At 61.3% G+C, this 14585-nt stretch carries 8 protein-coding genes and 1 pseudogene; 4 read left to right on the forward strand and 5 right to left on the reverse strand.

Annotated features, from left to right (window positions below):
- Nucleotides 1-8: 8 nt before the first annotated feature.
- Nucleotides 9-1502 carry a YifB family Mg chelatase-like AAA ATPase gene (locus CD58_RS27675; RefSeq protein ID WP_025216109.1) on the forward strand — a complete coding sequence of 498 codons (1494 nt, stop codon included), beginning with the start codon at nt 9-11 and terminating at the stop codon, nt 1500-1502.
- Between the two features lie 6 nt (nt 1503-1508).
- Here CD58_RS27675 and CD58_RS27680 read toward each other — a convergent pair whose 3' ends face one another.
- The 3 genes from CD58_RS27680 to CD58_RS27690 all read right to left on the reverse strand — a co-directional run bounded on the left by CD58_RS27680 (nt 1509) and on the right by CD58_RS27690 (nt 6195).
- Nucleotides 1509-2723: an aldose 1-epimerase family protein gene (locus tag CD58_RS27680; RefSeq protein WP_025216110.1), complete on the reverse strand. Its 1215-nt coding sequence runs from the start codon at nt 2721-2723 to the stop codon at nt 1509-1511.
- 387 nt (nt 2724-3110) lie between these two features.
- The gene (locus CD58_RS27685; protein WP_025216111.1) at nt 3111-5087 is read right to left on the reverse strand and encodes a methyl-accepting chemotaxis protein; all 1977 of its coding nucleotides are present in this window, start codon (nt 5085-5087) and stop codon (nt 3111-3113) included.
- 187 nt (nt 5088-5274) lie between these two features.
- Nucleotides 5275-6195 carry a LysR substrate-binding domain-containing protein gene (locus tag CD58_RS27690; protein ID WP_025216112.1) on the reverse strand — a complete coding sequence of 307 codons (921 nt, stop codon included), beginning with the start codon at nt 6193-6195 and terminating at the stop codon, nt 5275-5277.
- Nucleotides 6196-6345: 150 nt separating this feature from the next.
- On the opposite strand from CD58_RS27690, the pseudogene CD58_RS27695 reads away from it, so the two are divergent.
- Nucleotides 6346-7745 (forward strand): annotated as a pseudogene (locus CD58_RS27695) (NorM family multidrug efflux MATE transporter).
- 104 nt (nt 7746-7849) lie between these two features.
- Here CD58_RS27695 and CD58_RS27700 read toward each other — a convergent pair.
- On the reverse strand, nt 7850-9520 hold the full coding sequence (locus CD58_RS27700; protein WP_025216113.1) for a putative bifunctional diguanylate cyclase/phosphodiesterase: 1671 nt from the start codon (nt 9518-9520) through the stop codon (nt 7850-7852).
- Nucleotides 9521-9795: 275 nt separating this feature from the next.
- Here CD58_RS27700 and rep point away from each other — a divergent pair, with 275 nt between their 5' ends.
- Entirely contained in the window at nt 9796-11805 is a 2010-nt protein-coding gene (gene rep / locus CD58_RS27705; RefSeq protein ID WP_025216114.1) for a DNA helicase Rep, read from the forward strand.
- A gap of 57 nt (nt 11806-11862) precedes the next feature.
- Nucleotides 11863-12435, forward strand: a complete 573-nt coding sequence (locus CD58_RS27710; protein WP_025216115.1) for a xanthine phosphoribosyltransferase — start codon at nt 11863-11865, stop codon at nt 12433-12435.
- Nucleotides 12436-12563: 128 nt separating this feature from the next.
- Here the strand turns inward: CD58_RS27710 and CD58_RS27715 are convergent, their stop codons facing one another.
- A complete protein-coding gene (locus CD58_RS27715; RefSeq protein ID WP_025216116.1) occupies nt 12564-14486 on the reverse strand; it encodes an acetyl-CoA hydrolase/transferase C-terminal domain-containing protein in 1923 nt (640 codons plus the stop codon).
- Between the last annotated feature and the right edge of the window lie 99 nt (nt 14487-14585).

Below are 14585 nucleotides of genomic sequence, written 5' to 3' on the forward strand. Positions count from 1 at the left end.
AACGATGCATGTCGCTTGCCATTATCCATAGCCGCGCCCAGGTGGGGGTGGAGGCTCCTGCCGTTACTGTTGAAGTCCACCTGGCCAATGGCTTGCCGTCGCTGACGATGGTCGGCTTGCCGGAGGCGGCAGTGAAGGAAAGCAAGGATCGGGTGCGCAGCGCGATCATCAATTCGGGGCTGAATTTCCCGGCCAGGCGCATCACCTTGAACCTGGCGCCGGCGGATCTGCCGAAGGACGGCGGGCGGTTTGACCTGGCCATTGCGTTGGGGATCCTGGCCGCCAGCGTCCAGGTGCCCACCTTGACCCTGGACGATGTGGAGTGCCTCGGCGAGTTGGCGCTATCCGGCGCCGTGCGACCGGTACGCGGGGTATTACCCGCCGCGCTGGCGGCGCGCAAGGCCGGGCGCACGCTGGTGGTGCCCTGGGCAAATGCCGAGGAAGCCTGCCTGGCGTCGGGACTGAAGGTGATTGCCGTGAATCATCTGCTCGAAGCAGTGGCTCATTTGAATGGCCACACCCCGATCGACGCTTTTGTTTCCAATGGGCTGCTTTCGGCCAGCAAGCCCTACCCCGACCTGAGTGAAGTACAGGGCCAGACTGGGGCCAAGCGCGCACTGCTGATCGCCGCTGCGGGGGCGCATAACCTGTTATTCAGCGGACCACCGGGCACCGGCAAGACATTGCTGGCGAGCCGTTTGCCAGGACTGCTGCCGCCGTTGGCGGAAAATGAGGCGCTGGAGGTGGCGGCCATTCAGTCAGTCGCCAGTTGTGTACCGTTGAGCCATTGGCCGCAACGTCCGTTTCGCCAGCCACACCACTCGGCTTCCGGCCCGGCACTGGTGGGTGGTGGATCAAAACCGCAACCCGGGGAAATCACCCTCGCCCACCATGGCGTGCTGTTTCTGGATGAACTGCCGGAGTTTGACCGCAAGGTACTGGAGGTCCTGAGGGAGCCGTTGGAGTCGGGTCACATCGTGGTTTCTCGCGCCCGTGACCGTGTACGCTTTCCGGCACGCTTCCAATTGGTGGCGGCGATGAATCCCTGTCCCTGTGGATATCTTGGCGAGCCCAGCGGCCGTTGCTCGTGTACACCCGACATGGTGCAGCGCTACCGCAATAAACTCTCCGGCCCCCTGCTAGACCGCATCGACCTGCACCTGACCGTCGCCCGGGAGGCCACGGCGTTGAATCCCAGGAGCGAACCCGGTGACAACACGGCCACCGTCGCCGAGCAGGTGGCCGAAGCCCGGGAACGCCAGCAAAAACGCCAGGGCTGTGCCAACGCTTTCCTGGAGCTGCCGGGTTTGCGTCGGTACTGCAAGTTATCCACAACCGATGAAACGTGGCTGGAAACTGCTTGCGAACGGCTCACCTTGTCACTGCGAGCGGCCCACCGCCTGCTCAAGGTTGCCCGTACGCTGGCGGACCTTGAGCGGGCAGATCGAATCAGTCGGGACCACCTGGCCGAAGCGCTGCAGTATCGGCCCGCCACGTCTTGAACTGCGTCATGGCTTGCTCAGGTCAACCAGCGGCGTTTCCCGCACCTCGGTTTTTTGACCGTTCTGGATGGCGTCGATGCGCTTGAGCGCTTTATCCACAGCGCCTTTGTCCGCCAACAGGCTGTAGTGAATCTGGAATTGCTTGTGCTCTTTCGGTCCGATCGTGGGCACCAAGCCCAGTGGCCGCTGATACCGGCGGTTATAGGAAAAACTGGTGCCTGGTTCCAACCCGGTCACGTAGCCCTGGCCTTGCGTATCGGTGTTTTTCCACAGGGAGAACACTGGAAGCGTACCGGTGTTGAAACCTACCGACACACCAAGGCTACCGGCCTTGTTGTGCAGGACCGTGAGCGTATCGCCCTTGGCGTCAGCGTAGGGCACGACGTTATAAACGGTTTCGTCGTAATCCTTGGTCGGGGCCCGGTAAGTTTGCCAATCCGGCAAATCGCCCTTGGCCTTGTCGTTGAACGGCGAGACCTGCTTGACCGGCGCCACGAAACGCGCGCCCTGCTCCAGGAAAGGTGTGCTGAAGTTGCTGTGATAGAGCGCCTGGTATTCCTTCGGATAATCGCCGTTGTTGGTCAACGTGTCGCTGAGGGCGAACGTCACGCTACCCGGCTCGGTAACCAGTTCGGTCTGCACCGAGAAGTCGACCTTCTTGAAGGCCTGTTCCTTCAACTCGCCTTTCAGGGTGATGGCGTATGGAGGCTTTTCATCGATGTGCACGGTGACCTTGTTGGCCGGGATGTTGGCCGCACGACCATGCAGGGTCAGCAGTTCACCGTTGTCCATGCCGGGATGGCCGACCCATTCGTAACCACAGCGGGTCACCAATTCATTGAAACCTTCAAGCCAACCCAACCCACCGCGGCCATTGAGTTCGATGAACGCCGGATTGACCACTTCCTTGACCGGCGAATCCCAGCCCATGCGCACATTCCCGACCGACGCCTGCAGCACATTCATGCCACGGGTCGGGACGACCGAAAGCTTCATGGCGCCGTTGTCGATATCAACGATGCTGACGCCTTCTTGCCGGCCACCGTGCAGGGTGCGCAACGTCACGGAAAAGGGTTTGTCGGTTTTCACGCCGAGCTGCTGACTGGTGATTTGCCACGGCTGAGCCGCTTTATCGGTATCGAGCAGGACATAATCCCAAGCCATGGCATGGGAGGCAGCGCCCAGGGCGCTAAGGGCAACGAGGAGTTTGAGCGAAGTCATGGACATGGCCTTTTATTGGAGTTGTGCGGTTTTTATAGACTTGAAGAAACGTTTCAGCAAGCCTAAAAACAGCAATTTCCGTAAAAAAGGAAGAATCGTAGGCAGGGACTTTGCGAGAGCGGGCTCGTGAAAGCGATGGGTCAGTGGGTGAAGAAGTTGGCCGTGCCGGCGCCTTCGCGAGCAAGCTCGCTCCCACAGGGATTTTGAGTGACCGCCGAATGCGCGAATACCCGGGGGCAAGCACTGTGGGAGCGGGCTTGCTCGCGAAAGCACCGGATCAGTTGCGATGAGGTTGGCAGTAAGATTGCCTTCGCGGGCAAGCCCGCTCCCACAGGGTTATCCGGTGGTTGCGAGCTTGATGTTCACCGCCAAACTGGGTGCAGTGCCTCAGCGGAACCGATCAACCTCTTGGCGCAGGTCCTGGGCCAATTTTTCCAGTTCCTTGGCGGTGACCGCCAAGTTCGAGACCACCTGGCGCTGTTCGCTGTTGGCCATGGCGATGCTTTGCAGGTTGCTGCTGAGCAAGGTCGCGGTGCTGCTTTGCTCTTGGGTCGCGGTGGTGATTGCCGCGAATTGCTGGCCGGCGGAGCGGCTCTGTTCGTCGATACGCTCCAAGGCCGAGGCCACATTGGCGTTGCGCGACAAGCCTTCCTGCATCAACACCTTGCCTTGCTCCATCGTGCTGATGGCGTTACCAGTTTCCTGCTGGATGCTGCTGATCATGCCGGAAATTTCGTCAGTGGCCTGACGGGTACGGGACGCCAGGCTGCGAACTTCGTCAGCCACCACGGCGAAACCGCGACCCTGCTCACCCGCACGCGCGGCTTCGATGGCGGCGTTCAAGGCCAGCAGGTTGGTCTGTTCGGCGATCGAGGTGATGACCCCGACGATGCCACCGATTTCCTGGGAACGCTGGCCCAAGGTGTTGATGACCGTAGCGGTGCTGTTCAACGCGCTGGAAATTTGCTCCAGGGACGACGACGCTTCACCCATCGAGGTACGACCGATCTGAGTTTGCTGTGCGTTTTCCTGGGCCAGGCGCTGGGTGTTGCCCATGTTATCGGCGATATCCAGCGAGGTAGCGCTGAACTCTTCCACCGCGCCAGCCATGCTGGTGATTTCCCCAGACTGCTGCTCCATCCCTTCGTATGCGCCGTTGGACAACCCGGACAGGGCCTGCGCCCGGCTGTTGACCTCTTGCGAGGCTTTGCGGATGTGCTCGACCATGGTCGACAGAGCCTGGCTCATCTGGTTGAAAGCACGGGCTAGTTGGCCGATCTCATCGTGGCTCGACACGTTCAGGCGCACGCTCAGGTCGCCGGCGCCCAACGCTTCGGCCTGACGCACCAGGTCCCCCAACGGCGCCAGCTTGCTGCGCAGCAGCCACATGGCCGCGCCGACCGCCAGCAACATCGCCAACAGGCTGCCAATGGCCAGTTGCGTACCGACGCTCCAGGTCACGGCGCGAATTTCAGTTTTCGGCATGCTTGCCACGACAGCCCACGGCCCATCTGCAAATGGCACGGCAACGCTGTAGAAGTCCTCGGCGGTGTCGCTCCAGAACGCACCCTTACCCGGCTTTTTGACCAAGCCATTGATGGTCGTGACCGCCTGCTCCAGCGCTTGCACGCCCGCCGGCGGCACCAGCCATTTGTTTTGTTCGTCCAGCAAGGCCAGCGAACCGGTCTGGCCGATGCGGAAGCGCTTGAGGTTCTCGAACTGCGCGTTCTGCGCGTCGGTGTAATCGAATCCCACATACAACACGGCAATGATCTTGCCGCTGCTGTCGCGTACGGGCGTGTACTGCGACATGTAGAAACGCCCGAAAAGCAGAGCCCGACCGATGTAGCTCTGCCCGCTGATCACCGGGCCGTAGGCTGGCCCGGCACGGTCGAGCATGGTACCGATGGCCCGGGTACCGTCCTGTTTGCTGACTGAGGTACTGACACGAATGAAATCATCGCCGCTTCGCACGAATACTGTGGCAACCCCGGCGGTCATCGCTTTGAAGTCATCGACTTCCTTGAAGTTGTTGTTCAACACTTCACCACCCAGGCTCAAGCCAGGGGTCTGTACACCCGCCACGGTTACTGGCTGGTCCGGATGCACGCTCAGGCCCGCGCTGAAGCGCTTTTCGAACAAGCCTGCCAATCGTTGAGTGCTCTCGCGCAAGGTGCTGTGGAACGTATTGAGCTGGTCGGCCATCAGGCGTGCTTCGCTGGCCAGGTGTTCTTCACGGGTGGCAAGGTTGGCGGAATCCAGCGAACGCAAAGCAAAGACGGTACTGCCGGAGATCACGACCGCCAGTATCACGGCAAGGGCAAGGCCTAGCTGTGAGGCGATTCGGGCACGGGGTTGAGACATGACGGCTCCTGGCCGAGAGACCGGATCATCCTGATCACGTCGCACGCTCGGCATTTTATTCAAGGATAAGGTGTGTTTAGCCCTTTCTGAACGAGGGTTCCATGTTCACGGATTCGGCAGCAACGCCGAATACTTGAGCGGTTTGGGAGGAATAATGCCAAGTGGCTAGCACGGACACTGCAACGTTTCAGCCGAGACGTTCCACGGCGGGTAATTGCATGGCCTTCACTTCGCCCTGGAGAAAATCGCTGAGCCGACGCAAACGTTCACCGCCGGGCCGGGTCTTCGGCCAGACGAGGTAATAGTGCTCACCGCTGGCTACGGCGGTCGGCCACGGCAAGCTCAAGCGCCCCTGGGCGACATCCTCGGCCACCATCAGCAGGTCACCCATGGAGACGCCGTAACCCCGTGCCGCGGCGATCATGCCCAGCTCCAGCGTATCGAACACCTGCCCGCCCTTGAGCGAGACCTTGTCCGACAACCCCATGCGTTGCAGCCAGTTGCGCCAGTCTCGGCGATCCGGCGTGGGGTGCAGCAATTCAGCGCTGGCCAACCGCGCCACATCCCAGGGTTGATCGTTCAACAGATTGGGCGCGCCCACCGGGATCAGTTCCTCGGGGAATAGCAAACTGGCCTCCCAGTCCGCGGGAAAATGCCCGTTGCCCAGCAGTACAGCGCAATCGAAGGGCTCGGTGTTGAAGTCCACTGCGTCGATGTCCATCCAGGCGCTGGTCAGTTGCACCTCGTTGCCGGGTTGCAGATGCCGGAACCGACTCAGGCGCGCCAGCAGCCAGCGCATGGTCAGGGTCGAGGGCGCTTTCATGCGCAGGATGTCGTCTTCACCATGCAAGGTATGACAGGCCCGCTCCAGGGCCATGAACCCTTCACGCACGCCCGGCAGCAGCAACCGCGCCGCCTCGGTCAGCTGCAGATTGCGACCACTGCGCTGAAACAACCGACAGGCAAAGTGCTCTTCAAGCGTACGAATATGCCGGCTGACCGCACTTTGCGTAATCGACAGCTCTTCAGCGGCCCGGGTGAATGAGCTGTATCGCGCCGCCGCTTCAAAGGCTCGCAACGCATAAAGAGGAGGGAGACGACGAGACATTGGCAAAGCTCCTATAGCCTTTGACGACCCTACCAGAAAGTTCCTTAGTATGAGTTTTAATCATGCCAGCGATCTTTTTTATCCTTTTGTGCAAACCGCCACAAGCGCCGAGAATCATCGCTTTACTGCCTTGTCTGGACATGGAGTGTGATGATCATGCGGCATCCGGTGCGTACCGAACTCTGGGCCATCCTGCGGCTGGCGGGGCCGTTGATTGCCTCGCAGTTGGCACACATGCTGATGGTGCTCACTGACACCGTGATGATGGCGCGCCTGAGCCCCGAAGCCCTGGCCGGCGGTGGGCTCGGGGCGGCCACCTACTCGTTCGTGTCGATTTTCTGCATCGGCGTGATCGCAGCGGTGGGCACGCTGGTGGCGATCCGTCAGGGCGCCGGCGACGTCGAAGGGGCCACTCGACTGACCCAGGCCGGATTGTGGCTGGCGTGGCTGATGGCGTTGATGGCCGGGCTGCTGTTGTGGAACCTCAAGCCTGTGTTGCTGCTGTTTGGCCAGACCGAAACCAACGTGCTGTCCGCCGGCCAGTTCCTGCTGGCATTGCCGTTCGCCCTCCCCGGCTACCTGAGCTTCATGGCCCTGCGCGGCTTCACCAGCGCCATCGGCCGGGCTACGCCAGTCATGGTGATCAGCCTCGGCGGCACGGTGGCCAACTTTCTGCTCAACTACGCGCTCATCACCGGCCTGTTCGGCCTACCGAAACTCGGCTTGATGGGGATTGGCCTGGTCACCGCCATCGTCGCCAACTGTATGGCCCTGGCGCTGGCCTGGCATATCCATCGGCATCCGGCCTACCGTGCCTATCCGCTGCTTGAAGGGTTGTCGCGGCCGAATCGCCAATACCTCAAGGAACTGTGGCGCCTGGGCCTGCCGATTGGCGGCACTTATGCGGTGGAGGTCGGGTTGTTCGCGTTCGCCGCGCTGTGCATAGGCACCATGGGCAGCACTCCACTGGCGGCACACCAGATCGCCCTGCAAATCGTCTCGGTGGCGTTCATGGTCCCAGCGGGGATGTCGTATGCAATCACCATGCGCATCGGCCAGCACTACGGCGCCGGGCAACTGCTGATGGCGCGACTGGCCGGGCGGGTCGGTATTGGTTTTGGCGCGGCAGTGATGCTGGCGTTCGCCATGGTCTTCTGGCTATTGCCGAACCAACTGATCGGCTTGTTCCTGGACCACAACGACCCGGCCTTCCGCCCGGTAATCGACTTGGCCGTGAGCCTGCTGGCCGTGGCCGCGTGGTTCGAACTCTTCGACGGCGCGCAAACCATCGCGATGGGCTGCATTCGCGGGCTCAAGGATGCCAAGACCACCTTCCTGGTCGGCCTGGGCTGCTATTGGCTGATCGGCGCACCGGCAGCATGGTGGATGGCCTTCCACTTAAACTGGGGCCGACCGGCGTCTGGTGGGGCCTGGCCCTGGGGCTGGCCTGCGCGGCGGTGAGCCTGACGGCGGCGTTTGAGTGGAAGATGAAACGGATGATTCGCAGTGAGCCCGGGTTGCGGCGTTTCGAGAGCATCCAAGCCAAGTGAGGCCCCTGTGGGAGCGAGCTTGCTCGCGATAGCGGTGTATCCGTTACAGATAGGTTGGCTGACACGCCGTCATCGCGAGCAAGCTCGCTCCCACAAGGTTTGTGTCAGACCACGACTTCCTGCGTCGATTGGTTGCCATCAAACGTCAGGTATTCAACCAATTCAGGCAGCGGCAACGGTTTGCTGATCAAGAAGCCCTGCACCTGATCGCAACCAAAGCCACGCAGCAGGTCCAACTGCTCCCGGGTCTCCACACCTTCGGCCACCACCTCCAGATTGAGGTTGTGCGCGAGGTTGATCATCGCATGCACCAGTTTGCGGTTTTCTTCGCGCTGCTCCATGCCGCCGACGAAGCTCTTGTCGATCTTGAGCAGGGCGATGGGCAGGCTGTTGAGGTGCACGAACGAGGAGAAGCCGGTGCCGAAGTCGTCCAGGGAGAAACGCACCCCCAGGCGGCCCAAGGCATCCATGGTCTGCTTGACCAGTTCACTGCGGCGCATGACCGCGGTTTCGGTGAGTTCGAACTCCAGCCACTGGGCCTCGACGCCCCGCTCGGTAATCAGCCGGCTCAGGGTCGGCAGCAACTGGCTGTCCTGGAACTGCCGGAAAGACAGGTTGACCGCCATGTGCAAGGGCGCCAGCCCGCGTTCGCGCAGGGCCTGCATGTCGCGCAGTGCTCGGGAAATTACCCAGTAGCCCAGCGGCACGATCAGGCCACTCTGTTCGGCCAGCGGCACGAATTCACTCGGCGGCAGCAGCCCGCGCTCGCCGTGACGCCAGCGCACCAGGGCTTCGAGGCCAACGATGTTGCCGTCCTCAAGGTTCAGCCGGGGTTGATAATGCAGCTCCAACTCGTCGCGACGCAGCGCCCGGCGCAGTTCGCTTTCCAGGTCGGCGAGGCTGCGGGCGTTGCGGTTGATGCGCTCATTGAAGATATGAAAAGTGCAGCCTTGAGTGCTCTTGGCCTGCTGCATGGCGATGTGGGCGTGCCACATCAGCGGATCCGCGCCGGCCTGGGCGCGGGCGTGAGCGATGCCCAGGCTGCAACCGATCAGCAGGCTTTCGCCGTCCACCCAGTAGGGTTCAGCCATGGCTTCGGTGATGCGCTCGGCCATCCACTCGGCCCGCTCCGGCGCACGGCGGGTGTCGATCAGCAAGGCAAATTCGTCGCTGCCCAGCCGCGCCAGTTGGTCGCCGGCCTCGAGTGCCCCCTTGAGCCGCGACACCACTTGCAAAATCAAGCGGTCACCGGCCTGGTGACCCAGGGCATCGTTGGCGTGGCGGAAGTTGTCCAGGTCGAGGTGACCAAGCGCCAGGCCGCGACCTTCGTTTTCAGCCAGGCGCGCCGTCAGCAAAGTCTGGAACCCCTGGCGATTGGCGATGCCGGTCAGCGGGTCCTGTTCGGCGAGGCGCTGCAGAGTGTTTTCCAGCACGCCGCGCTCACGCACATGGCGCAGGCAACGGCGCAGGGTCGCCCTATCGAGTACATCGCGCACCAGCCAGTCACTGACGCCATCGGGTGCAGTCGCGGGTTCATGCTCAAGCAGCAGAACCGTCGGCAAGCGGCAACGGCCCGGCGTCGGTTGCAACGCCGCTATGGTCAGCAATACCGCGTTACGGTTGTCTTCGAACAGGCTGCTGACCGAGTCCCAGTTTGGGGCGCTGATCAGCACGACCGACGGTCCCATGGGCACCAGGCACTCGCGTAATATCACTGACCACTCAGGCGTTTCGGCCAGTAACAGCAAACGCAAGGGTTCGACAGGCGTAGACAAGCTGACTCCCTAGACTCTGCAAGGTGGTAGGCGCTGGGCATTATGACCTGCCGATCAGCAATGACCAATGGAAACGGTTCTCAAACACCTGCTTTCGGTGGTTTTTTCCCCACGCGAAGTCGACGTTAGACGCCAGTCCGCCCGACATCCTGCGTGAAAGTAGCAAAAGCGGCAAATGACAATGATGTGTTGCGTCACAAGTCGGACAGGGCAGCACAATTCTCAGAGCCTGTTAAAATGCCGGCCCATTTCGCAAACGACTCCCTGATCCTGTCATGTCCCGACTCAATCCCCGGCAGCAAGAAGCCGTGAACTATGTCGGCGGCCCTCTTTTGGTGCTCGCCGGTGCAGGCTCCGGCAAGACCAGCGTGATCACCCGCAAGATCGCGCACCTGATCCAGAACTGTGGCATCCGCGCCCAGTACATCGTCGCCATGACCTTTACCAACAAAGCCGCCCGGGAAATGAAGGAGCGGGTCGGCGGTCTGCTGCGCGCCGGTGAAGGTCGCGGCCTGACGGTCTGCACCTTCCACAACCTGGGCCTGAACATCATCCGCAAGGAACACGCGCGGCTGGGCTACAAGCCGGGCTTCTCGATTTTCGACGAGACCGACGTCAAGGCCTTGATGACCGACATCATGCAGAAGGAGTACTCGGGCGACGACGGCGTGGACGAGATCAAGAACATGATCGGCTCGTGGAAAAACGACCTGATCCTGCCCGCCGAAGCCCTGGAAAACGCCCGCAATCCCAAGGAGCAGACCGCCGCCATCGTCTACACCCACTACCAGCGCACCCTCAAGGCGTTCAATGCGGTGGACTTCGACGACCTGATCCTGCTGCCGGTCAAGCTGTTCCAGGACCACGCCGACATTCTCGAAAAATGGCAGAACAAGGTCCGCTACCTGCTGGTGGACGAATACCAGGACACCAACGCCAGCCAGTATCTGCTGGTGAAGCTGCTGATCGGCAAACGCAACCAGTTCACCGTGGTGGGCGACGACGACCAGTCGATCTACGCCTGGCGCGGCGCGCGGCCGGAAAACCTGATGCTGCTCAAGGACGACTATCCGTCGCTCAAGGTGGTGATGCTGGAGCAGAACTACCGCTCCACCAGCCGCATTCTGCGCTGCGCCAACGTGCTGATTTCCAACAACCCCCACGAGTTCGAAAAGCAGCTGTGGAGCGAGATGGGCCACGGCGACGAGATCCGCGTGATCCGTTGCCGCAACGAAGACGCCGAAGCCGAGCGCGTGGCCATGGAAATCCTCAGCCTGCACCTGCGCACCGACCGGCCGTACAGCGACTTTGCGATCCTGTATCGCGGTAACTATCAGGCCAAGCTGATCGAGCTGAAATTGCAGCATCACCAGATCCCCTATCGTCTGTCGGGGGGCAACAGCTTTTTCGGCCGCCAGGAAGTGAAGGACCTGATGGCCTACTTCCGCCTGATCGTGAACCCGGACGACGACAACGCCTTCCTGCGGGTGATCAACGTCCCGCGCCGGGAAATCGGTTCGACGACCTTGGAAAAACTCGGTAACTACGCCACCGAGCGCAAAATCTCGATGTACGCCGCCACGGACGAAATCGGCCTGGGCGAGCACCTGGACAGCCGCTTCACCGATCGCCTGGCGCGCTTCAAGCGTTTCATGGACAAGGTCCGCGAGCAGTGCGCCGGCGAAGATCCGATTTCGGCGTTGCGCAGCATGGTCATGGACATCGACTACGAGAACTGGCTGCGCACCAACAGTTCCAGCGACAAGGCCGCCGATTACCGCATGGGTAACGTCTGGTTCCTGATCGAGGCGTTGAAAAACACCCTGGAAAAGGACGAAGACGGCGACATGACCGTCGAGGACGCCATCGGCAAACTCGTGCTGCGGGACATGCTCGAACGCCAGCAGGAAGAGGAAGACGGCGCCGAAGGCGTGCAGATGATGACGCTTCACGCCTCAAAGGGCCTGGAATTCCCTTACGTGTTCATCATGGGCATGGAAGAAGAAATCCTGCCGCATCGCTCCAGCATCGAGGCCGACACCATCGAAGAAGAGCGGCGCCTGGCCTACGTCGGTATTACCCGGGCACGCCAGACACTGGCCTTCACCTTCGCCGCCAAGCGCAAGCAATACGGCGAAGTGATCGACTGCGCGCCGAGTCGCTTTCTCGATGAGCTGCCGCCGGACGACCTGGCCTGGGAAGGCAACGACGACACACCGACCGAAGTCAAAGTCGTCCGGGGAAACAGCGCCTTGGCTGACATACGCGCGATGTTAAAGCGCTAGAATCGACTACTTTTTTCACCGACTTCAGGCGCTGAAGGCGTCATTAGAGGAGGCTTCATGGAAGCCCTGCACCAGAAAATCCGCGAGCAAGGCATCGTGCTTTCCGACCAGGTTCTGAAAGTCGACGCGTTTCTCAACCACCAGATCGACCCGCAGTTGATGAAGCTGATCGGTGACGAATTCGCCGCGCTGTTCAAGGACTCAGGCATCACCAAGATCGTCACCATCGAGGCTTCGGGCATTGCCCCCGCGATCATGACCGGCCTGATCCTTGGCGTACCGGTGATTTTCGCCCGCAAGCAACAGTCCCTGACCCTGACGGAAAACCTGCTGTCGGCGACCGTGTATTCGTTCACCAAAAAGACCGAAAGCACCGTGGCCATCAGCCCGCGCCACCTGACCAGCAGCGACCGGGTACTGATCATCGATGACTTCCTGGCCAACGGTAAAGCGTCCCAGGCGCTGATCTCCATCATCAAGCAGGCTGGCGCCACGGTGGCAGGCTTGGGGATCGTGATCGAGAAGTCGTTCCAGGGTGGTCGCGCCGAACTGGATGCCCAGGGCTATCGTGTTGAATCGTTGGCCCGGGTGAAGTCCCTGGCCGGTGGGGTCGTGACCTTTATCGATTGACTGACCACCGCCAATCTTCCCTGTGGGAGCGGGCTTGCTCGCGAATGCGGTGTGTCAGTCGATAGATTTCTGGCTGATCCACCGCATTCGCGAGCAAGCCCGCTCCCACAATGGATCTATGTCGGTCGCTAAATAGTCGTGGCCTTGAGACCGGCCAGCAACAAGCGCTGAAACAACTCGTCCTTCAGCCCCTCAGGGCTGGTCAGCTGCATCCGCTCCAGATGCCCGGCGAACTCCCATGGCTCCGGGGCGTCGAGGGCGGCTTTGCCCAGTTCCAGGATCTCGGTGAGCTTGAACTTGCTCTTGAGCCAGTTCAGCGCCCGCAACAGGTCTCGCTCTACGTCGTCAAAATCGCAGCCCAGCGGGTACTCCGGAAACAGGTTCGGGTGCCGCGCCTGGATCGCCTGCAAACGCTCCGAGGTGTTGTCGGCGAACCGCGGATCGAGACGAAAATCCTTCGGCAACTTACCGGCTTTTTGCGCCTGCTCGATCAGCCCCGGCTGGAAGCGTGAATCGCTGATGTTGAGCAACGCCTCGATCACCGCGGCATCGTTCTTGCCCCGCAGGTCGGCGATGCCGTACTCGGTTACCACGATGTCCCGCAGGTGCCGGGGAATCGTGCAATGGCCGTACTGCCAGACGATGTTCGAGCTGATCTCGCCGCCCGCCTCACGCCAGCTGCGCAAGAGCAGGATCGAACGCCCGCCTTCCAGCGCATGGCCCTGGGCAACGAAGTTGTACTGCCCGCCTACGCCGCTGAGTACCCGCCCATCTTCCAACTGATCAGCCACCCCGGCCCCCATCAGGGTCATGGTGAAGACCGTGTTGATGAAACGGGCATCGAGTCGCTGCAACCGTTTGAGTTGTTCCTGGCCGTACAGTTCGTTGATGTAACTGATGCGGGTCATGTTGAATTCGAGGCGCCGGTTCTGCGGCAGTTCGCGCAGACGCTCGTAAAAACTGCACGGGCCGAGGAAAAAGCCGCCATGTACGCAGATGCCGTCGGGTTGCGCCGCCTCGTCGAGGGTTCCGGCGTTGGCCTGCTCCTGGGTCGGAACATCGGGGTAGACCTTGCGTCGGATGATCCCCGCGTCCGCCAGTACCAACAGGCCGTTGACGAACATCTCACTGCAACCGTACAGCCCCTTGGCAAACGGTTCGACCCCGCCTTCGCGCTCGATCAATTGTGCCCACTGACTGAGATTCAGGTCGGCCAGCAAGGCCTGGTAGCCGGCGTTATCGGCCTGGCGCGCCAGCAGCGCCGCCGTCAACGCGTCGCCCATGGCGCCGATGCCGATCTGCAGCGTCCCACCGTCGCGCACCAGGGTACTGGCGTGCAGGCCGATCAGATGATCCTGGAACCCCACCGGCATGTTCGGTGTGGAAAACAACGTGTGGTTGTCCTTCTCATCGATCAACAGGTCGAAACCGTCGATGCCGATCTCCGCGTCCCCCGGCATATAAGGCAAATCGCTGTGAACCTGGCCCACCATCAGGATGGTCTCCCCGGCCGCGCGACGCTTGGCGATCATCGGCAACAGGTCGAGGGTAATGTCCGGGTTGCAGCTCAGGCTCAGGCGATCCGGATGCTCGGGGTCACTGGCCACCAGTTGCGCCACCAGGTTCAAGCCGGCCGCGTTGATGTCCCGGGCAGCGTGGCTGTAGTTGCTGCTGACATAGCTCTGCTGGGCCGATGTACTGTGCAGCAGGCTGCCGGGCTGCATGAAGAATTGCTCGACCCGGATGTTGGTCGGCAGGCTGTCCTGATGCAGGTCGGCAAGGTAATCCAGTTCGGGGTAGTCACCGAAGACGCGCTCGACGAAGGGCTCGAGAAAGCGCTTCTGCAACCCATCGCCCAGCTTCGGCCGGCCCAGGCTCAAGGCCGTATAAATGGTCAGTTGGCGTTCAGGCAATTGTGCGATACGCCGGTACAGCGCGTTGGCAAACAAGTTGGGTTTGCCCAATCCCAGGGGCATGCCGAGGTGAATATGCGCGGGCAGGCGCTCGAGTACGTCGTCCACCGCCTGTTCGATTGAACACAACTGCACCATCCGACCCTCCAGGAATTCCATGAATGTGGGTTGGACCGAGCTTGCCGGGTCTTGGTTGCGATGAACAGCCTTGAAAAACCCCAGGCGCAAAAAAGCCGC

The organism is Pseudomonas brassicacearum (assembly GCF_000585995.1).
In the GTDB taxonomy this organism is placed as follows: domain Bacteria; phylum Pseudomonadota; class Gammaproteobacteria; order Pseudomonadales; family Pseudomonadaceae; genus Aquipseudomonas; species Aquipseudomonas brassicacearum_A.

What these genes read in the sequence shown, in the direction of transcription:
- CD58_RS27685 (WP_025216111.1), bottom strand. Translation starts at nt 5,087, where the DNA reads ATGTCTCAACCCCGTGCCCGAATCGCCTCACAGCTAGGCCTTGCCCTT.
- CD58_RS27710 (WP_025216115.1), top strand. Translation starts at nt 11,863, where the DNA reads ATGGAAGCCCTGCACCAGAAAATCCGCGAGCAAGGCATCGTGCTTTCC.
- rep (WP_025216114.1), top strand. Translation starts at nt 9,796, where the DNA reads ATGTCCCGACTCAATCCCCGGCAGCAAGAAGCCGTGAACTATGTCGGC.
- CD58_RS27675 (WP_025216109.1), top strand. Translation starts at nt 9, where the DNA reads ATGTCGCTTGCCATTATCCATAGCCGCGCCCAGGTGGGGGTGGAGGCT.
- CD58_RS27715 (WP_025216116.1), bottom strand. Translation starts at nt 14,486, where the DNA reads ATGGTGCAGTTGTGTTCAATCGAACAGGCGGTGGACGACGTACTCGAG.
- CD58_RS27690 (WP_025216112.1), bottom strand. Translation starts at nt 6,195, where the DNA reads ATGTCTCGTCGTCTCCCTCCTCTTTATGCGTTGCGAGCCTTTGAAGCG.
- CD58_RS27680 (WP_025216110.1), bottom strand. Translation starts at nt 2,723, where the DNA reads ATGACTTCGCTCAAACTCCTCGTTGCCCTTAGCGCCCTGGGCGCTGCC.